Below are 21,491 nucleotides of genomic sequence, written 5' to 3'. Positions count from 1 at the left end.
ATGAGCCCGATCGTGGCGACCCGCCGCGCCCGGCTACGCCGCGCTCGCGATCGCCACGAGCCCAGACACGGTCCAGGCCAGCGCGCACATCACGACTACCCCCGCGGCCAGCCCGGTCGCCGCGCGGAACCACCGCCACCGCCACAGCAGCCTGGCCAGCGCGAGCGCCAGCACCGTCGCGGCGGCGACCAACAGCACACCGGGCACACCGGCCGCGACGGGCAGCGTCGCCGCCGGCATGCCGGCCGCCGACTTGGCCACGTGCAGGACCCACCACAGTTCGGGCCCGGTGAAGCGGATCAGCAGCTGCCCAGCGGCCGGCCACGGCACGCACAAGGCGGCCGCCGCGCTGCCCAGCACCGTGATCGGAGCTATGACGGGTGCCGCCGCGAGATTGGCGGCCGCGGCCACCAGGCTGACCCGACCCGAGATGCCGGCCACCAGCGGGGCGGTCACCAGGTGCGCCGCCCACGCCACCGCGAGCGCGTCGGCCAGCGGCTTGGGGCAGCCGCGGCCCACCAGGCGCCGCGACCAGGCCGGCGCGATGACGACCAGCGCGGCCGTCGCGAGCACGGACAGCGCAAAGCCGACATCGACGGCCAGCTGCGGCGCAACCGCGAGCAGGATCAGCACCGTGGCTGACAGAGCCGGAATCGCTTGGCGCCGACGGGAAGACAACATTCCCGCCAACGCGATGACGCCCATGACGGCCGCGCGCAGCACGCTTGCCGTCGGCTGCACAATGACGACGAACGCCGCCAGGGCCAGCGCGGCAAGCACGACGGCGGCGCGCGGGCCGATCAGCCGGGCCGCGAAGAGCACCGCCGCGCACACGATCGTGACGTTGGCGCCCGAGACCGCGGTCAAGTGCGTCATGCCTGCCCCGCGAAAATCGCGGCCGGTCCCGGCGGTGACCGCCGAGGTATCGCCGAGGACCAGGGCGGGCAGCATCGCGGCCTGGTCGGCGGGCAACGTCTCGCGGGCGGCGGCGGCGAACCGGCCGCGCACGGCGTGCGCGGCCCGCTGGACCGCGCTGGCGGAGCCCATGGTCGGCGGCCCGGAGGCGTTGAGCACCGCGACGGTCAGGTCATGGCGCATCGGGCGGGTGATGCGCGCGGTGAACCGCACCGGCTGGCCCACCATCACCTCGCCGAAGTCCGACGCCCGGGCGAACACGACAACCCGGCCCGACATCTCGTCGGCGCGCAGGCGCTGCAGGGTGGCGCGAAACATCAGCCGCCCGCCACCCAAGGACAGGGGACTCTCGGAGGGCGTCACGGTCACCGGTGCCGCCGTTCCGAACACCGCGGTGATCGGGTGGCGCCCGACCGCGTCGGCGCGCAGCGCGATCGCGAGCCCAAACCCGGCGCCGACGACGCCGATCGCCGCCAGACCGGCACCGATCGCGCCCGGACGCCGGCGCCCACCGGGCCGGCGCGCCGCCCAGCACGTCCAGCCGCCCGCGGCGGCGGCCAGCGCCAGAGAGCAGCACGCCAGCACGCGCCCCACCGGCCAGCAGATCCCGGCGGCGGTCACCGCCCAGGCGGTCAGCGCGGCCGGCACCAGCCGCAGATCCACGCGGGCCGATTCCACGAAGCCGGGATGGCCCACCGATGTCAGACACGGACCAGAGGCCGCAGTTTGTCCAGCCGCGCCGGACCGATGCCGTCCACGTCGGCGAGCTGGTCGACGCTGGTGAACTTGCCGTTGGCCTGCCGCCACGCCACGATCGCGGCGGCGGTGACGGGTCCCACGCCGGGCAGGGCGTCCAACTGCTCGACCGTCGCGGTGTTCAGGTCGACGGCCCCGCCGGGCTTCGGCTTCCCCGATCCCGGAGCGGACCCGGTCGGCCCCGGCGGCTTGGACACCGGTACGGAACCGGAGGCCACCGAGCTGCCCAGCGCGGTGGGTTGTCCGGAGACCGGTGCCAGCCCGACGACGATTTGCTCCCCGTCCCCGACCGGGCGGGCCATGTTCAATCCGATCGTGTCCGCGCCATTCACCGCGCCCCCGGCGGCTTGCAGCGCATCGGCGATGCGCGCGCCGGGCGCCAGGGTAACCAGCCCGGGGGTGTGCACCAGCCCGACGACGCTGACCACCACCGGCTGGGTGCTGGCAGGCGGGCCGGCGCCCGGGCTCGCCGACGACCGTGGGCTCGCCGTGGCGGCCTTCTCCACCGGGGGCAGCTTGGCCGACATCACCGGCGCGGGCTTGTCGCGCACCAGGGTAAAGACCGTTACCAACACCGCGAGCGCGGCGACGACCGCGAGCGCGATGGCGCCGGCGCGGCCGGGGTCCGCGCGCACCCTGGCCACCCAGCCGCGGCCCTGGGACGCATCGGGAAGCCACCGCGGCAGCAGCGAGTTCGGGTCCTCGTCTTGGCTGTCGTCCGATTCGTCGGCGGCGTTGGCCTGCGAATCGCGATCCGGGTCGGCGCCGAGTCGTCGGTGCAGCCGATCGGCGGGAAGTTCTGTTCGCATACGCCGACCGTAGGTGCGCCGGCCGCCACGAAGGCCTCGCGCAACGGGCCGTCGGCGCCCGCCTGTGCATTAACCCGAGGCTGTGCACAAGCACGGCGGGCGATGGGTCAAGATGGAAGCCGGAGCGAGCGACCGGGACCGGAAACCCATCCGCAGCTTCACTCCAGACGACAGGAGGCTGCTATGAAACTGGCGCTCACACCCGAGGAAGCCGCGTTCCGCGACGAACTTCGCACCTTCTACACCACCCAGATCCCCGAGGAGCTCCGCGAGGCGGTGCGCCAGGGTGTCCCGGTGACGAAGGAACTCATCGTCACCAGCCACAAGATCCTGAACGAGCACGGGCTCGCGGTGCCCAACTGGCCCGTCGAGTGGGGCGGCAAGGACTGGACGCCCACCCAGTACCAGATTTGGGCCGACGAGATGCAATTGGCGTGCGTCCCCGAGCCGCTGAACTTCAACGTCAAGATGGTCGGCCCGGTGATCGCCGAATTCGGCTCCCAGGAAATCAAAGAGCGCTTCCTGCCGCCGACGGCCAACATCGACATCTGGTGGTGCCAGGGTTTTTCCGAGCCCGAGGCCGGCTCCGACCTCGCCTCGCTGCGCACCACCGCCGTGCGGGACGGCGACAGCTACGTCGTCAACGGGCAGAAGACCTGGACGACGCTGGGTCAACACGCGGACTGGATTTTCTGCCTGGTGCGCACCGACCCGCAGGCACCCAAGCGGCAGGCCGGCATCTCGTTCCTGCTGATGGAGATGTCCACTCCCGGCATCACCCTGCGCCCGATCAAGTTGATCGACGGTGGCCGGGAAGTCAACGAGGTGTTCTTCGAAGACGTTCGGGTGCCCGCCAATCAGCTTGTGGGAGAAGAGAATCAGGGCTGGACGTACGCAAAGTTCCTGCTGGGCAACGAGAGAACCGGCATCGCCGGGGTGGGCCGCACCAAGGTGCGTCTGGGCGAGGTGAAAAAGCACGCCCGCCAGACGGGTTTGCTCGACGACCCGCTGTTCGCCGCACGCCTGGCCGAGGCCGAAAACGAAGTGCTGGCGCTGGAACTCACGCAGTCCCGGGTGACCACGGACTCCGCGGACGGTAAACCCAATCCGGCATCGTCGGTGCTCAAGATGCGCGGCAGCCAATTGCAGCAGATCGCCACCGAACTGCTCGTCGAGGTGGCCGGCCCGGACGCGCTACCGGTCGACGGCGACGACATCGAGTCACCCGCCTGGGCGCAGTCGAGCGTCCCGCGCTACCTCAACTACCGCAAGACGTCGATCTACGGCGGCAGCAACGAAGTGCAGCGCAATATCATCGCGTCCACCATTCTGGGATTGTGAGGCAGCCATGGACTTTCAGCTGAGCGACGAGCAGGCCCTGCTCCGCGACACCACCCGCGACCTCCTGTCGCGCACCTATGACCCGGAAAGCCGCAACAAGATCATCGAGAGCGATCTCGGCTGGAGCCGGGAGGTCTGGAGCCAGCTCGCCGACACGGGGATTCTGAGCCTTGGGTTCGAGCCGGACGAGTCGGGCCAGATCGAGATCATGGTGGTGCTCACCGAGATCGGGCGACGGCTGGCGCCCGAGCCGGTGGTGCACGCCGCCCTGGCGCCCGGGGCGCTGATCGCCGAGCGCGGCAGCGACGCGCAGAAGCAACTGCTCGACGAGGTCGCGGCGGGCCAGCAGCTGCTCGCGTTCGCCCACCTCGAAGCGGGTCACCGGAAGCCCACCGCGACGGTCACCACTCAGGCTGCACGGCAAGGCGATTCGTGGACACTGAGCGGGACGAAGAACCCGGTCCTGGCCGGCGACTGCGCCGACACGCTGGTGGTCAGCGCCGCACTGCCGGATGGCGGCACCGGATTGTTCTTGGTCGACGGTGGCGCCGTGAACAGGCACCCCTACCCCACGTTCGACGCTCAGCGCGGCGCCCAGATCGAGCTGGACGCCGCACCGGCCGCGCCCCTCGGCGATGCGGTAGACGCCTCGCTCGCGATCCGCGACGCGATCATCCGTATCCAGTCCGCGCTGTGCTGCGAAGCCGTCGGCGCGATGGAGGAGGCGCTGCGCCTGACCACCGATTACCTCAAGACCCGCAAGCAATTCGGCGTCACGCTCAACAAGTTTCAGGCGCTCACCCAGCGCGCCGCCGACATGTACGTGTCGCTGGAACTGGCCCGCAGCATGAGCTTTTACGCCGCGATGTCGATCGCCGACGGCAACCTCGACCCGGTGATCGCCTCGCGGGCCAAGCTCCAGGTCGGCCGATCCGGGCGGCACATCGCGCAGGAGGCGATCCAGCTGCACGGCGGCATCGGCATGACGGCCGAATACCCGGTCGGCCACTACGCCGCGCGGCTCACCGCGATCGAGCACACGCTGGGCTCCTCGCAGGATCACCTGCACGTGCTGATCGATCACATCGCCGAGTACGACTTGGCCAGGCTCTGACACATGGCCGAGCTTTCAGAACGGGTCGTGGACTTCCTCTCGGCGGGCACCCGCACGGGGATGCTGGGTTACCTCGCCGCCGACGGCCGGCCGCTGGTCGCACCGGTGTGGTTCGTGGTGGACATGGACCAAGTTGGGGGCCAGCTGGTGTTCACCACCGGCCGTGACACGTCGAAAGGCCGTGCCCTAGCGCGGGATCCGCGGGTGGTGATCTGCGTCGACGACCCTCATCCCCCGTATTCGTTCGTGCAGGTGCAAGGTGTGGCCTCGGTGAGCGAGGATCCGCAGGAAGTGCTGGACTTCGCGACGCGGACCGGTGCGCGCTACATGGGCGCCGAGCGGGCCGACGAGTTCGGCCGCCGCAACGCCGTTCCCGGCGAGCTGGTGGTGCGGATCCAGCCGACCAAAGTCAACTCGGGCTTCGATATCGCCGACTGATCCGCCGGGCATCAACTCGGCTCTGGCGCAACCGGTTCCGAACTCGGCCCCGGCGCTGCGACCGATTCCGCTCCGTCCGGCTGTGAGGCCGGCGCTGCCTCGGATTCGGGCAGCTGATTTGCCAGATACTCGGCCAGCCCGCCGATCGTCGGGTAGTCGAATACCGCGGTCGCGTTGATCGTGAACGCCCCACCGAACTGGCTGTGTAACCGGTTGCGGAGTTCGACCGCCATCAGCGAATCCGTTCCCAGGTCCAGGAACCGGCTGGTTGCGGCGGGCGGCTGCGCGAGCCGCAGGAAACCCTGCACTTCGCGCTGCAGGAATTCGGTAATGAAACTGGCGCGCTGCGCCACCGGTATCTCCTGCAGTTGCCGCAGCAACTCGCTGTCGCCGGGCGCATCCGTGACGGCGCTCGGCAAGACGAGGTCGAGAATCGGCGGACGAGAACCGCCCAGCACCTTCGCGGCCCGCTGCCAGTTGGCCTTGATGACGGTCGCCTGCCCGGTTCCGTTGGCGACAACCTGGGCGAGCGCGCCGAGGGCGGCCGAAGGTTCCAGCGGAACCAGGCCTTGCGCACCGATATTGGCGCGCGCGGCTTCCGACGAGGCCATGCCGCCCTTGGCCCAGGGACCAAAGTTGACGCCCGTCGCCGGCAAGCCTCGCGCCTTCCGTTCCGCGACCAGCCCGTCGAGCAGCGCGTTGGCAGTCGAGTAGTTGGCCTGGCCGGGGGAGCCGAGCAAGCTGGACACCGAGGAGGACACGATGAAGAAGTCGAGATTGTCGTCCTGCGTCAACCGGTCCAAGTGGTAGGCACCGAACGCCTTGGGCGCCAACGTCGTCCGGAAACGCTCCACGCTCTGCTGCGACAGCAGCGCGTCGTCGAGCACGCCCGCCAAATGCGCCACTCCGGCCAGCGGTGGCAACTCCGCGCGGATCCGCTCCAGCAGTGCTGTGACCTCGGACTCGTCGCCGACATCGGCCGCGAAGGTGTGGATGCGGCACCGGTAGCGCTCGGTGATGTCCTCGATTACCCGCTGTGCATCCGCATCGGGCGCGCGCCTGCTGGTCAACACGATGTCACCGGCACCGAGTTGGGCCAGATAGGCCGCCGCGTGCAGGCCGATCGCGCCGAGCCCACCGGTGATCAGGTAGCTCCGATCACCATGGGGCTGCAGCGGTTTCGGCATTTGCAGCACAATCTTTCCGATATGCCGCGCTTGCTGCATCCGACGAAACGCCGTTTTCGCCTCCGTCAGCGGGTAGATCTCGGCGGGGAGTGGCGTCCACTCGCCCGTGGCCAACCCGTCCGACACCTCGCCCAGCAGGCCACGGATACGCTCGGGCTCTTGGAAGGTGGTCGCGTCCAGTGCGACGATCTCGTAGGCGATATCGGGACGGGCCGCTGCCATCTGCTCGCGCGTCCAGATGTCGCGCTTGGCGATCTCGGCGAAACGGCCGTTCTGCGCGGTGGCCCGCACGGTCGCTTCGACAAACCCCTCGTTGGTCAGGCTGTTGAGCACCACGTCGACGCCGGCGCCGTCGGTGTCCGCGAGGATCTGGTCGGCGAAATCCGTGGTACGCGAGTCGTATACGTATTGCACACCGAGCCTGCGCAGCGTCGCGCGCTTGTAAGTGCTGGCCGTGGCGAAGACGATCGCACCGTGCTGCTGCGCCATCTGGATGGCGGCCAATCCCACACCACCGCTCGCGGCGTGAATGAGCACCCGGTCACCCGGCTTCAGCTGCGCCCAGTCGAACGCGAGCCGGGCCGTCAGCGCCGCGGCGGGAATGGTCGCCGCCGCAACCGCGCTGACCCCGTCGGGAATCGGCGCCAGCAACTGGGCCGGCACGTTGAACCGGCTGGCGAACGCGCCCTGCATGAAGCCATACACGCGTTGGCCGACCTCGAGCCCGGTGACGCCGGAACCCAACTGGGTGACGACGCCGGAGAAGTCACCGCCGATCGGGCCCGGATCGCCCGGGTAGAGGCCCAGCACATTGAGCACGTCCCGGAAGTTCAAGCCGGCAGCCTCCACCCGGACCTGCACGTAGCCCTCGTCCGGCGACGGCACTTCCGCCTCGGTCAGACGCAGGTTGTCGATCGCGCCGCGTTCGGTGGGCGCCAGGACGTAATCGGTTGCCCGCGGCACCGCGAGGTGCCCGCTGCGCGACCATTGCAACAACCGGGACGCCAAGAACTTGCCTTGGCGCAGCGCCAGTTCCGGTTCCTCGATCGGTTCGCCGAGAAGGCCGGCCAGCGACTGAACGGCCGTCTCGGATCCGTCGTAATCGACCAGCCTGCAGCGCAGGGCCGGTTCCTCGTTGACGATGGTGCGTCCGAGCCCCCACAACGCCGCCTGGACCGGGTCGACCTGCTCGCCGGATTCCGTTGCCACGGCCCGTTCGGTGATGATCCACAGCCCGTTGGGAAGTTTGACCGCCTCATCGCGCTGCAGGGTGTGCACGGCGCTGAGCAGGTGGGCGATCTCGGTCTCCAGCCGCGCGGCGGCTTCAGCGGTCGACTCTTCGGCACTCGGACCCGTTGCCCGCCAGACGATGCCGGAGAACGGAACTCCGCGCTCTCGAGCCTGTGCCAACAGCTGCCCCAAGGGCTCCGGATCGGTAGCCCGGTCAAAAGAGACGCAGCCTGGCAGCTGGGCTGCCAGTTCGCCGAATCCGGCGACCAGCCAGGTGCCGATCGCGTTTGCGGTGCCCTCATCGCTGGATGCCGGGAGCGGCACCTCGTGCCAGCCGAGGGTGTACAGCAGCCGGGTGGCATCACCGCCGAGACCGCGCAACAACGCCTCTCGGGGCGCACGTTTGACCGTGAACTCGCGAATTCTGCCCAGCTGGCGGCCATCTCGGCTCACGAAGTCGAGGTCGAAGACCTGGGTTTCGCTGTCGAGGCCGCTGGTGTGCCACGTCGCGCGGCAGTAGAACCGCCGAGGCATCTTCTCCCGCAGCTCTACCCGTCCGTACCGCAACGGCAGGAACAGATCGTTGACCCCCTGTTCGGCCGCGAGAAGCGCCGGGAACGCCGGGAAGGCCACCCCGGTGCACAGGTCGAGCAGCACCGGGTGCATCGGCTCGGTTCCGAGATGTTCGGCGAGTTCTTCGCCGACGGTGATATCGCCGATCGCCTCACCCTCACCGAGCCACAGCGACTTCAGAGAACCCGACCAGTTGGGTCCCCATGCCAGCTCCATGTCGGCGAAGGTCTCGAAGAGCTCCTGCGGACGCATGCGATTCATCCGCTCGATTGCGGCCTGGAGGGACTCTGCGGGGTCCGCCGGATCGGTTGCGGCCTGGTTCTCGATCCCACTGACTCCGGTGACGAGGGTGCCGTCGGCGTTCAACGACCACTCGGCATCGCGGACGCCGTACGGGCGGCTGTGCACCCGGAAGCTCCAGCCCACGCCGTCCTGCGGGCCGTCGTCCAGTGGATGCAACGTCAGCTGCACCTCGCGAGAAGCCTTCTCGCCCAAGATGATCGGCTCATAGAAGAAGACGTCTTGCACCCGCCCGGGCGTCCCAACGGCGGCCAAGGCCATCGCCGCATACGTCGCTCCCGGAACGACAACCGTGCCATAGATGACGTGATCGGACAGCCAGGGCTGCGACTTGACCGACAGCCGACTGGTGTAGACGGAGTCGCCGGAGGCGAGATCTTTTCCGCTACCCAGGATTCCGGATACGGCGGCGCCCTGACCATCGATGCCCGAGACGCCGGAAGCCTTCGGCCAGAAGCGACGGTGCTGGAACGGATAGGTGGGAAGTTCGAGCCTGCGGCGAGGTTGACGATGCTTTGCAGCGAACTTGGGCCGATGGCCACTGACGTAGGCCGCGGCCAGCGCTTCGGCGATCTGGCGCCGGTCGCCGACGCCCTTGCGCAGGGAAACGATCGCACGCGGCGCGGCCAGGTGTTCGGGCCAGACCTGCACCGCGGCCCCGGTCAGAACCGGTTGTGGACCGATCTCCATCAACACCGAGCATCCCAGCGCCGCCACCGTGCGCACGCTTTCGGCGAACTGCACCGGCTGGCGGGAATGCCGCCGCCAATATTGGGCGTCTAGCGGGGTTTCGGCAGTGAGCACGGCGCCGGTGCGGTTGCAGACGAGCGGCAATGTCGGCATAGCGAATTGCAAACGGGCAGCGTAGGACTCGAACTCACCGAGCACCGGCTCCAGCAACTCTGAGTGGAAGGCGTGGCTGGTTTCCAGCCAGCTGCACCGGGTCCCGTCGTTGCCACACCTGGCGACGATCTGTTCGAGATCCGCGCCGGGACCCGACAGCACCGTGTTGGGGCCGTTGTAGGCGGCGACCGACACTCGGGGGAACTCGTTCCCGATCTCTTCGACGTACTTGGCGTCGGCGAACACCGCCACCATCCGGCCGCCGTCGGGCAGACTGCCAAACAGCCGGCCCCGCTGGGCGATCAGCCGGACTCCGTCCTCGAGGCCGAAAACCCCAGCCACGCACGCCGCCGCGTACTGGCCCACGCTGTGCCCCAGCACCACGTCGGGTTCGATGCCCCACGACTGCCACAGCCGGGCCAGGCCCATCTCGACAGCGAAAAGCGCGGGCTGCGCAAACGACGTGTGGCGCAGTGTTTCTCCGGCCTGACCGCCGGTGTCGCGGTCGGTGGCGAACAGCACCTCCAGCAACGGGCGCGCCACGATGCCGTTGACCGCGTCCGCGCAGCGCGTCACCGTGTCTGCGAAAACCGGTTCAGCGTCGAACAATTCGCGCGCCATCCCCGGGTACTGGCTGCCTTGCCCGGTGAACAACCACGCCGTCGTCGGCGGGTCGGTGCACTCGCCGCGTACCACTCCCGGGCGCAGCCGGTTCTCGGCCAACTCGGCCAGTAGCTCGCGGGCGCCCTGAACAGAATCCACCACTAGCGCGGCCCGGTGTTCGAACTGCGAACGCCCGGTCCCGGCCGTGAAGCACACGTCGGCGACGTCGACCTTGGGGTGCGCGTCGAGCCAGGCCCCGTAGCGCTGGGCCAACGCCGTCAGCGCCTCCGCCGAGCGCGCAGACAGCGGCAGCACATCGACCGGTTCTTCTTGAGCGTCCGGTTCGGATGCCACGGTGTTGTCGGGGGAGATCTCGCCCGTCGAATATTCGTCGGGCCTCGCCGATTGCGGCGGCGCCTCCTCGATCAGCACGTGTGCGTTGGTGCCGGTGAAACCGAAGGAACTGACGCCGGCGCGTCGCGGCCTGCCGTTGGCCTGCCACGGAATCGCCTTGTCTACCACCCGCACCGGCAGCGTGTCCCACGGGATGTGCGGCGACGGTGTCTCAAAGTGCAGGCTCTCCGGCAGCACTTCGTGCTGCAGGGACAGGATGACCTTGATCAGACCCGCGACCCCTGAAGCCGATTCGAGGTGGCCGATGTTGGTCTTCACAGACCCCATCAGCAGTGGCCGGTCAGCGTCACGGGCGGCACCGTAGACGGCCCCGGCCGCCTGCACTTCGATCGGATCACCCAGGGCGGTGCCCGTCCCGTGCGCCTCAAGGTAGTCAACATCGCCGCCGGCGAGGCCGGCGCGAACCAGCGCCGCGGTGATAAGCCGTTGCTGTGCACCACCATTGGGCACCGTCAAACCACTGGACGCGCCGTCTTGATTGACCGCGCTGCCCGGGATGACCGCGCAAACCCGGTCGCCGTCGCGCACCGCGTCGCTCAGCCTCTTGAGGACCAGAATTCCGCAACCTTCACCGCGCACATAGCCGTCGGCGGAGGCGTCGAAGGTCTTGCATCGCCCGACGGGCGAAAGCATCCTGGCGCGCGAGGCGGCGATGGTGGATACCGGACTCAGCAAGACGTTCACACCACCGGCCAACGCCAAATCGCAGTCACCGGAGTGCAATGCCTGGCACGCCTGATGGACGGCCACCAATGACGAGCTGCATGCGGTATCGACCGCGACCGCCGGTCCTTCCAGCCCGAGTGCGAAGGCAACCCGACCCGAGATGGCATTGAGCGCATTGCCGGTGATGAAGTGGGGCTCGAGCTTCTCGACCGAGTCGGCTGACAGCAGATGCGAGTATTCGTTGGCACCCACCCCCACGAAGATTCCGCTTCGGCTGCCGCGCAACGCTCCCGGGGAATACCCGGCCCGTTCCAAGCCCTCCCAGACGGTTTCCAGCATCAGCCGCTGCTGGGGATCGATCCACACAGCCTCGCGCGGGGAAATGCCGAAGAATTCCGGATCGAATCCGTCGATCCCGTCGAGGAATCCACCGAAACGGCTGTAGATCTTGCCGGGAGCCTCTGGATCCGGGTCGTAGAACTCGTCGATGTCGAATCGGTCCTCCGGGACTTCCCGGATCGCATCGACGCCGCCGGACAACACCTCCCAGAAAGCGTCGGGATCGGGCGCTCCGGGGAACCGGCAGGCCACCGCGACGATCGCGATCGGCTCATCCGTGCGCGCCGTGACTGCCGAGGCCGGCTGGGGCGCTGAATTGCCTGCTGCCTGTTCGCTGAGCCCGAGCACGTCGCCGAGCAGGTAATCCGCCACGTCGGACAGCCGTGGGTGGTCCATCGCCAGGGTCGCCGGCACCTCCTTGCCCACCGCTTGCTCGATGCGGCGGCGCAATTCGATGGCCATCAGCGAATCCATGCCGAGATCGAAGAATCCGGCGTCCTCGCGGATCTCGGCGGCGTCGATCCGCGTCACCTCCGCCACCGCGTCGCGCAGGTAATCGGTGAGAAGTTTCTTGCGCCGCTGCACCGGAGCGTTGGCGAGTTGCTCGACGAATTGAGTCTTCCCGGACGGCCCGGATGAGGGTGCCGATACCGACTCCGGCACCTCACGTTCCAGCTCCGCCAGGAATGACCGCCTCCCCGCTTGCTGGTAGAGCGGCAGGAAGCGGGCCCAGTCGATTCGAGCCACAACTCCTTGTGCGAGGCCTTGTGCGGGGCCCTGCGCGGAGGCACCCGCCATGGCATCGGCCATGCCCGCCAGGGCGTCGGCGGGCGACAACGTACGCACGCCGCGCTGAGCCAGTCGCGCGCGCGACTCCTCGTCGGCCATGCCCGCCGACCAGGGACCGAAATTGACGCTGATCCCTGAGACGCCCTGCTCACGTAGCCGCCAGGCCAGCCCGTCCAGGAAGGCATTGGCCGCGCCGTAGGCGGTTTGGCCGAACCCGCCCCACACTGAAGCGATCGAGGAGGTGCAAAGGAAAAAGTCCAGCCGCAGGCCGAAGGCGTCCAAGGCTGCTTCGCTCAAATGCCAAGCGCCCCAGACTTTCCCGGCGAACACCCGATCCACTTCGGCTTGATGAGATGCAAAGTCCAGGTTGCGCAGCGGGGTGGTACCGATCTCCCCCGCGGCGTGGACGATGCCGGCCACCGGCGGCAGTTCGGCCTGCACCGTGGCAAACAGGCGCGCAACGTCATGCGCATCGGCGACATCGGCCGCGATAACCCGCAATTCGCAGCCGTGCTGTTCGCGTAATGCGTCGATGCGCGCTTGCGCGGCATCGCTGGGCGAGCGGCGGCCGGTCAGCACCAGATGCCGGGCGCCGTGCGCGGCGAGGTATCCGGCGATTTCCAATCCGACCGCACCCAGCCCTCCGGTGACCAGATACGTTGCGTCATCGCGCAGTGCCAGCGGTGTCGCGGTCGGTGGGTCACTCCGTCGAACCAGGCGCGGAACGTAAACCGCTTGATCACGCACCGCGACTTGGTCTTCCCACGCGGCCGAGTCGCGCGGTGCCGCCACCACCCGGGTGAGCAACCGCGACCATTCGTCCGCGGTGCCTTCTGACAAGTCTGCCAGTCCGCCCCATACCTGCGGATGCTCCAGCGCAGCGGCACGACCGAATCCCCAGAGGCAACTCTGATCCGGTGACACGGTGTCGGAGTCGGTGACTCGTTGCGCGCCTCGGGTTATCAGCCAGATGGGGGTGCGCAGTTCGGCGGCAGCCACCGCGCGAAAAAGTCGCCGCGTTCCGCCGAGGATTCGGTGTTGCATCCGCAGCAGCGACCGCATCGACGGTGCGGTATCGGAGTCGAGTGCCGCGACGTGCAGGATGCGTAGCGGCGGTTCCTCGGCCATCGCGGCGCGCAATGCGGCGACGAGCCGTTCCTCGTCCGCGTCGGACGCCGGCAACCCGAGAATCCGATGCTGGTGCCCCTGCGCGGTCAGCGCGTCGACCAATGGCCGGACCGCCTCGGCGTCGTCGCCGATGATGAGCCAGGCAGATCCCTCGGCTTGGCCCTCTGAGACGGTGGCGGTGGATCTCTCCCAACGAATCTCATAGCGCGCATCCGCGATGGACCTAGTTTTGCGCTGCTGGTTGTGTTGTGCGGCAAGCTTTGTCAGCACATTCAGGGTCTGGTGGTCGCCGCTCCCACCATCGAGTAGAGCCGCGAGTTCCTCGATCCGGCCGTCCTCGAGAAGACGGACGGCTTGGGTACGCGCGGACTCGTTCTGTTCCTGATTGGGACGGGCCCTATCGTCTCGATACCAGTACTGGCGATGCTGGAACGGGTAAGTCGGCAGGTCGAGCTTTTGCGCCGGTCCGGTCACTGCGCCGAAGTCGGGCAGGTGGCCGAGCACGTAGGCGTCGGCGAGTGCTTCGGTGATCTGCCGGTGGTCGGCGACGTTGCGACGCAGTGACGCGATCGCCCGCGGGGCAGCGGCCGGGTCCGGCCATGCCCTCAGGGCCGCGGCGGTCAGCACCGGTTGCGGACCGATTTCCAGCAACACTTTGCAGCCGAGGTCGGCGAGGGTGCGCACGCTCTTGGCGAATTCCACCGGCTGGCGCGCGTGGCGACGCCAGTAGGCGCCGTCGAGTTTCACGCTCCTGCCCAACGCGGTGCCGGTGCGGTTGCACACCAGAATCCGTTGGGGTGAATTGAAATCGAACCGGTTCGCGTACGACTCGAACTCGTCGAGGATCGGATCCAGCAGCGCCGAGTGGAACGCGTGGCTGGTGTCCAGCCAGTCGCACCGGACGCCGTCGGCTGCCAACCGGGCCACCGCCTGGTCCAGATCCTGCGCGGGTCCCGACAGCACGGTGTTGGCGCCGTTGTAGGCGGCGACCGACAGGCTGGGGATCTCGTCAGTGAGGCTCTCGACGCGCTCGGCGTCGGTGAAGACCGCGACCATCCGGCCGCCCCCGGGCAAACCGCCGAAAAGGCGGCCGCGCTCGGCCATCAGCAGCGCGCCGTCCTCGAGGCTCAGCACCCCTGCGACGCAGGCCGCCGCGTACTGGCCGACGCTGTGCCCCAGCACCACGTCGGGTTCGAAGCCCCAGGACTGCCACAGGCGAGCCAGGCCCATCTCCACCGCGAACAAGGCGGGCTGGGCGTAGGAAGTCTGCCGCAGCGTCTCCTCCGCGTCGGGGCTGTCCGTATCGAAAATGGCCTGCAGCAGCGGCTTTTCGAGGACTTCGTCGACCACCGCCGCGCACCGGTTCAGCGTCTCGGCGAACACCGGCTCGGTGTCGAACAGCTCGCGGGCCATGCCCGCGTACTGGCTGCCTTGACCGGTGAACAGCCATGCAGTCTTCGGCGTGTCGTCGGATACTCCGCGCACCAGACCGGGTGCCGGGCGGTCGTCCGCGACCGCGCCGAGTAACTCACTCGCGGATTCCCTCGAATTGACCACCAGCGCGGCCCGGTGCTCGAAATGCGCTCGCCCCACTCCGGCGGTGAAGCACAGTTCCGCGAGCGTGGCCTCCGGATGCGCACTCAACCACCTGCGGTACTGATCGGCGACCTGCACCAGCGCGGCGGGCGTGCGCGCCGACAGCGGAAGCACGCTGAACCGTCGACTGCCCGCCCGGTCGACCGCAATCGGCGCCGGCACGGCCTGCCCCACAGCGGGCGCTACTGGAGCTTCCTCGATGATGACGTGCGCGTTGGTCCCGGCGAACCCGAACGAGCTGACTCCGGCGATGCGGGGTCGAGCGTTGCGCTCCCAGGCGGTGGGCTCCTGGACGACCTGCACCGGAAGCCGGTCCCACGGGATGTGCGGCGACGGGTTGCGAAAGTGCAGGTGTTCAGGCAATACCTCGTGCTCGAGCGACAGGATGACCTTGATCACGCCCGCGATCCCGGCGGCCGCTTCCAGATGCCCGATGTTGGTTTTCACCGAGCCGATCAGCAGCGGGCGGCTCGCCTCGCGCCCGGCGCCGAGCACCGCACCCGCGGCCTGTACCTCGATCGGATCGCCCAGCGAGGTACCGGTCCCATGCGCCTCCAGGTATTCGACATCGCTGGCCGCGACGCCGGCGCGCTTCAGCGCCTCGGCGATAACCCGTTGCTGGGCAACGCCATTCGGCACCGTCAGACCACCCGATGCGCCGTCCTGGTTGATCGCGCTGCCCCGGATCACGGCGCGGATCCGGTCGCCGTCGCGGATCGCGTCCTCGAGCCGCTTCACGACGATGACGCCGCAACCCTCCCCGCGCACGTAGCCGTCCGCGGCCGCATCGAATGTCTTGCAGCGGCCGTCGGGCGCGAGCATGTGCGCGTGGGAGAAGGTGATCATGGTCGCCGGGGTGAGCATGACGTTCGCGCCGCCGGCCAGCGCGAGGTCACATTCCCCCAACCGCAGCGCCTGGCAGGCCTGATGGATCGCCACCAACGACGAGCTGCACGCCGTGTCCACGGCGACCGCCGGTCCCTGCAGACCCAACCGGTAGCTGATCCGCCCCGCCGCCGCGGCATTCGAGGTCCCAATCGCCATGTAGGCCTCGATCTCGGGGTAGGTCAGCTCGTCGGATGCCATTCCCAGGTAGTCATGGGTGGCCAAACCGATGAACACGCCGGTGTTGGTGTTCGCCAAAGCCGTTGGCGCGGTGCCCGAATGCTCCACCGCCCGCCACGCCGTCTCCAGCAGGAGCCGGTGCTGCGGGTCCATCAACCGGACCTCGCGCGCCGACATACCGAAAAACGGCGCGTCGAACCCCGTCACGTCGTCAACGAAGCCCGCCCGACGGGTCACAACCTTCCCGGGCGCATCGGGATCTGGGTCGAAGAATTCGTCGGCATCCCACCGGTCCTCGGGCACCTCCGAAACCGCGTCCCGGCCTTCGGCCAGCACCTGCCAGAATTCGTCCGCGTCCGCGGCACCCGGAAAACGCGCCGCATAGCCGACAATCGCGAATCCCGCGGAACCCAACGTCCGCTCCATCGGACCGTCGACGGATGCCATGCGATCGTCCTCCCTGCTTCGGTGGGCGAAGATTCGATGTGCCCGCGGGGCCTTTTTTTTGGCGCCCGGACCGTGGTCGCTACGAACCACGTCTTAGGTCACTCACTGCGCGCACCCAGGACCAGACCTGGCGGGGCTCCCCCAGCGTACCGCCTCCAGCGACCGTCGTTAGGGAATCTACACATATCCGGCCGGATCGCGAAGCCGAATCGCCGCCGACCCAGGTATTCCCAGCACGGGCACTTCGCCGCGTGGTACGGCGCAAGTATCGTCGCGTGTCGGCCGGCTGCACCATGACCACCGGCCACCGCGCCCGAGCTGTTGTCGGCCTGTCCGCGCATGTCGGCGCCGGTAATAGCCTGGAGCGCTATCTTGGTGTCGCTGCCGGCGGGGCCTAATGACAGCCGTCCAGATCGAGGAGAAAAGTTTTGCGCATCGGGAAAATTACGATCGGCTCACTCGGTGACTGGACGCCGAGCCCGGGCGCGGTGATCTCGTGGCACCCGACCGAAGGCGCAGCCGAAAAGGTCCGCCAGGCGCCGGCAAGCTCCGTGCCGGTCAGCTACATGCAGGGCCAGCATCTTCGTAATTTTCACGAACGGACGTCCGCGGAGCTGGGCTTTTCGCGGCAGATCATCGCTACCTGCGAAGTGCCCGGCCAGTGTGACGTCGCGGCCATGGATCACGCCGTCAACGCGTACCTGCGCCGGCATGACACGTTCCGGAGTTGGTTCGAGCACGCCGGCGATGGAGAATTCGTCAGGCATACCATCAGCGATCCTTCGGTCATCGAATTCGCGCCGATCGATCACGGCATAATGACGGCAGACGAAATACGCGCTCATGTCGTCGCCATACCGAATCCCCTGGAATGGGGCTGCTTCACCTTCGGAATTGTCCAGAACGAAAGTCATTTCACGTTCTTTGCCGCGATGGATCACGTCCACGGGGACGCGACATTGATCGGCACGACGATGCTCGAGGCCAATGGAATGTATGCGGCATTGAGCGGAGGCGGTGAACCCCTCGCCCTTCCCGATGCCGGCAGCTTTGAGGATTTCTGCGCCCGCGAGCGCCAGTACACGTCAACGCTAACCGTGGATTCTCCTCAGGTGCGCGCTTGGATTGAGTTCGCCGAGAACAACAATGGCCGCTTTCCCGAATTCCCCCTGCCGCTCGGTAATCCGTTGGAGCCGTGTGGGAGTGAAATGATCTCCGAACTCTTGATGGACGCAGATCAGACGGAGCGGTTCGAATCGGCCTGCACAGCGGTCGGCGCGCGCTTCGTCGGTGGTTTGTTCGCCTGCATCGCCCTGGTAGAGCACGAGTTCACCGGCGCCCTCACGTACTACGGCCTCACCCCCAGGGACACACGCAGGACTACCGACAATTTCATGACGCAGGGCTGGTTTACCGGCTTGGTACCGATCACCGTGCCAATAGCTGCGGCCCCTTTCGGGGACGCGGCATGGGCGGCGCAGGAGTCTTTCGACGCGGGTCTGCACTTGGCGAAGGTGCCCTATTACCGCGTATTGGAATTGGCGCCGTGGTTGAGCTGGCCCCAGCCAAACTTTCCGGTGTCGAACTTCTTGCATGGTGGCGCCGCTCCGCTCAACGCTGTGCTGGCCGCAGCTGACCTGGGTTATGCGAACAATATCGGAATTTACTCCGATGGCCGGTATTCATACCAACTGACAATCTATGTTTTCCGGTACGGCGAGGGCACGGCGATGGCGATCATGTTTCCCGACAATCCGGTCGCCCAGAAATCAGTTGCCCGCTATATGGAAGCGATGAAGTCGGTGTGCGTGCGGGTCGCCGGCAGCGGGCATTGGGGACGCGTTGCGTAGCGGAGTAGTCCGCTGGCTGGTGGTGCGGGAATGAGGTCGATATGCGACGGCTAGCCGATTTTGTGGTGCGGTGGCCCTGGGTGGTGATAGGGCTCTGGATTGCGATTGCGGTCGCCCTACCGCTGACGTGCCCATCCCTGGGCGAGATGGCCCAGAAACATCCGCTCGCCATGTTGCCCAGCGACGCACCGTCGAACGTCACGGCCCGGAAGATGACCGAGGCGTTTCACGAATCGGGCTCGGAAGACCTCCTGTTGGTGGTCCTCACCAACGACAAGGGGCTGGGCCCGGCCGACGAAGCCGCTTACCGCAAAGTGGTGGACGCGCTGCGTCAGGACACGCGAGATGTCTTGATGGTGCAGGATTTCGTCACCACGCCCCCCCTGCGTTCGGTCCTGACCAGCCAGGACCACAAAGCCTGGGTACTGCCGGTCGGCCTGGCGGGCGAGTTGGGCACTCCCCGGGCTTACGCCGCTTTCAACCGTGTCGGGGACATCGTCAAACACGCGTTAGAACAGGGTCCAGCACAGGGCCCGCCCGGAACGCATCTAACGGCAAACCTCACCGGGCCGGCCGCAACCGTCGCCGATCTGACTGTCGCCGGCGATCTGGATCGGCTTCCGATCGAGCTGGCGATCGCCGTTCTGGTGCTCATCGTCCTGCTGGTGGTTTACCGCAGCGCGGTCACGATGCTGCTGCCGTTGATCACGATCGGGTTGTCCCTGTTGATCGCCCAGGCGGTGGTAGCGGGCTACTCGCAGGTGACCGGCTCGGGCGTGTCGAACCAGTCCATCGTTTTTCTGAGCGCGATCATGGCCGGCGCCGGAACGGACTACGCGGTCTTTCTGATCAGCCGATATCACGACTACCGGCGTTCCGGCGCCGATTTCGACGAGTCGGTCCAGAGGGCCATGATCTCGATCGGGAAAGTGATCACGGCGTCCGCCAGCACCGTCGGAATCACTTTTCTCCTCATCAGCTTCGCGCGGATGGGAGTGTTCGAAACGGTCGGGGTGTCGTCGGCGATCGGGATCGGCGTGGCATTCCTCGCTGCGATGACGTTGCTGCCCGCAATTTTGGTGCTCGCCGGGCGGCGCGGTTTCGTCAAGCCCCGCCGCGAGCTGACCGCTCGGTTCTGGCGGCGTTCGGGCATACGCATCGTGCGACGGCCGAAGGTTCACCTGGTTGCCAGCGTGCTGGTGTTGATCATTCTGGCCAGCTGTGCCGCCTTGGTCCGCTACAACTACGACGATCGCAAGGCCCTGCCGTCTTCTGCCCCGAGCTCCATCGGGTATGCCGCGCTGGATCGCCACTTCCCCGTGAACCAGTCCATTCCGGAATACATCCTCGTCCAGTCACCGCATGACCTCCGCACGCCACAGGCCCTCGCTGATTTGGAACAGATGGCGGACCGCGTGAGCCAACTACCGAACGTCGCCGCAGTCGCCGGCATCACCCGTCCGACCGGCAATGTGCCGGAACAATTCAGAGCCACCTATCAGGCGGGCGCTATCGGCACACTGCTGGCCGGCGGGTCCAATCTGATCAAGGACCACACCAATGACCTCAACCGGCTGGCCGGCGGCGCCGGCACGCTGGCCGACAACCTCAACGACGTACGTGGCCAGGTCACTCAGCTCGCTGCCAGCGTGCAGGAACTGGACAACGCCTTCTCATCGGCGAAGAACCAGTACAGCGGCGACACGCTGGTCAAAGAGGTCGACCTCGCAGCCCAACTTGTCGACCACGTCAACTCGCTCAGCAACGCGATGGGCTGGAACTTCTCGGCGGCCAAGAACATGTTCGCCTGGATGAGCCCGGTGCTGACAGCGCTACAGGGTAACCCGGTCTGCGATGCCGATCCGTCGTGCAGCGCCACCCGCGGAACATTTGAGCAGCTGGCCGGCGGGCGCGACCAAGCAGACCTCGACGCGATCAATGACCTGACCCACCAACTGCAGGATTACCCGGACAAACGGGCCCTGAAAGCGTCGACGGACCGCCTGCGTGGTGCCCTGACAAAGCTCACCAACGTGCTGCATTCCATGGGGATGGACCAACCCGGCGGCCTTCAGGCAAACCTGAACAAACTGCAAAACGGCGCAGATCGATTTGCCGGTGGGAGCCGGCAACTGGCCGACGCCGTGGCCCAACTCGTCGACCAGGTCAAACAGCTCGGCGCCGGGCTCAGCGAGTCGGCGGCGTTTCTGTTGTCGCTGAAACGTGACGCGGCAGAACCGGCCATGGCCGGGTTCAACATCCCGCCCCAGCTGCTGCATCTAGAGGAGTTCCAGAAGGCCGCCAAGATATTCATCTCGCCGGACGGACACTCGGTGCGGTACTTGGTTCAAACGAAGCTCAATCCGTTCAGCACCGAAGCGATGGATCAGGTCAGCGCGATCACCGCGACCGCTCGGGGGGCCCAACCGAATACCGCATTGGCAGATGCCACGGTATCGATGGCGGGATATACCGTCGGTCTGAAGGACACCCGCGACTACTACCAACACGACATCCGGTTCATCATCGCGGTAACCCTCCTCGTGGTGCTATTGACTTTGATCGCGCTGCTGCGGGCGATCGTCGCGCCGCTGTATCTGGTTGCTTCCGTGGTCATTTCGTATTTGTCGGCGGTGGGTATCGGCGCACTGGTTTTCCAGTTCCTGCTCGGCCAGCAATTGCATTGGAGCGTGCCACCGCTGGCATTCGTGGTGTTGGTCGCGGTGGGCGCCGACTACAACATGCTGCTCGTCTCGCGGATGCGTGACGAGTCTCCGAACAGCATGCGTTACGGCATCATTCGCACCCTGAGTTCGACCGGCGGTGTGATCACCGCGGCGGGCCTGATCTTCGCCGCCTCCATGGCCGGTCTCTTGTTCTCCAGCATCGGCACCGTGGTCCAGGGCGGTTTCGTGATCGGTGTGGGAATCTTGCTGGACACCTTCTTGGTACGCACCATCACGGTTCCTGCGATCGCTGCGCTGGTTGGGCGGGCCAACTGGTGGCCGTCACGGGTCGGCGCCCCGAGCCACAACCCGGTTAGCGGGCACACATGACGTATGTGAAACTAGAGAAGCCGAGCGGTCGG

8 protein-coding genes are annotated in these 21,491 nt (G+C 67.3%); 5 read left to right on the top strand and 3 right to left on the bottom strand.

Features of this window, described 5'->3' with window-relative positions:
- Positions 1-33 precede the first annotated feature (33 nt).
- Together A5764_RS02360 and A5764_RS02355 are read right to left on the bottom strand one after the other, a co-directional pair.
- Positions 34-1,572: a ComEC/Rec2 family competence protein gene (locus A5764_RS02360; RefSeq protein WP_067107969.1), complete on the bottom strand. Its 1,539-nt coding sequence runs from the start codon at positions 1,570-1,572 to the stop codon at positions 34-36.
- A gap of 44 nt (positions 1,573-1,616) precedes the next feature.
- The gene (locus tag A5764_RS02355; RefSeq protein WP_067107943.1) at positions 1,617-2,480 is read right to left on the bottom strand and encodes a ComEA family DNA-binding protein; all 864 of its coding nucleotides are present in this window, start codon (positions 2,478-2,480) and stop codon (positions 1,617-1,619) included.
- Positions 2,481-2,663: 183 nt separating this feature from the next.
- Here A5764_RS02355 and A5764_RS02350 point away from each other — a divergent pair, with 183 nt between their 5' ends.
- The 3 genes from A5764_RS02350 to A5764_RS02340 are packed head-to-tail and all read left to right on the top strand — an operon-like array spanning position 2,664 to position 5,373.
- Positions 2,664-3,821 (top strand): acyl-CoA dehydrogenase family protein, encoded by a 1,158-nt coding sequence (locus A5764_RS02350; protein WP_067107940.1) that lies wholly within the window; start codon positions 2,664-2,666, stop codon positions 3,819-3,821.
- A gap of 7 nt (positions 3,822-3,828) precedes the next feature.
- The gene (locus A5764_RS02345; RefSeq protein WP_067107937.1) at positions 3,829-4,935 is read left to right on the top strand and encodes an acyl-CoA dehydrogenase family protein; all 1,107 of its coding nucleotides are present in this window, start codon (positions 3,829-3,831) and stop codon (positions 4,933-4,935) included.
- A gap of 3 nt (positions 4,936-4,938) precedes the next feature.
- Positions 4,939-5,373, top strand: a complete 435-nt coding sequence (locus A5764_RS02340) for a PPOX class F420-dependent oxidoreductase (protein ID WP_067107935.1) — start codon at positions 4,939-4,941, stop codon at positions 5,371-5,373.
- An 11-nt stretch (positions 5,374-5,384) separates the two neighbouring features.
- Here A5764_RS02340 and A5764_RS02335 read toward each other — a convergent pair whose 3' ends face one another.
- The gene (locus A5764_RS02335; protein WP_067107932.1) at positions 5,385-16,553 is read right to left on the bottom strand and encodes a type I polyketide synthase; all 11,169 of its coding nucleotides are present in this window, start codon (positions 16,551-16,553) and stop codon (positions 5,385-5,387) included.
- Between the two features lie 428 nt (positions 16,554-16,981).
- On the opposite strand from A5764_RS02335, the gene A5764_RS02330 reads away from it, so the two are divergent.
- Both A5764_RS02330 and A5764_RS02325 read left to right on the top strand, forming a co-directional pair.
- The gene (locus A5764_RS02330) at positions 16,982-18,403 is read left to right on the top strand and encodes a condensation domain-containing protein (protein ID WP_067107929.1); all 1,422 of its coding nucleotides are present in this window, start codon (positions 16,982-16,984) and stop codon (positions 18,401-18,403) included.
- 41 nt (positions 18,404-18,444) lie between these two features.
- Positions 18,445-21,459: an RND family transporter gene (locus A5764_RS02325; RefSeq protein ID WP_067107926.1), complete on the top strand. Its 3,015-nt coding sequence runs from the start codon at positions 18,445-18,447 to the stop codon at positions 21,457-21,459.
- The last annotated feature ends 32 nt before the right edge of the window (positions 21,460-21,491 follow it).

The organism is Mycobacterium sp. 852002-51057_SCH5723018 (assembly GCF_001667035.1).
Taxonomy (GTDB): Bacteria; Actinomycetota; Actinomycetes; order Mycobacteriales; family Mycobacteriaceae; genus Mycobacterium.
This window is presented reverse-complemented; position numbering and strand designations above follow the sequence as displayed.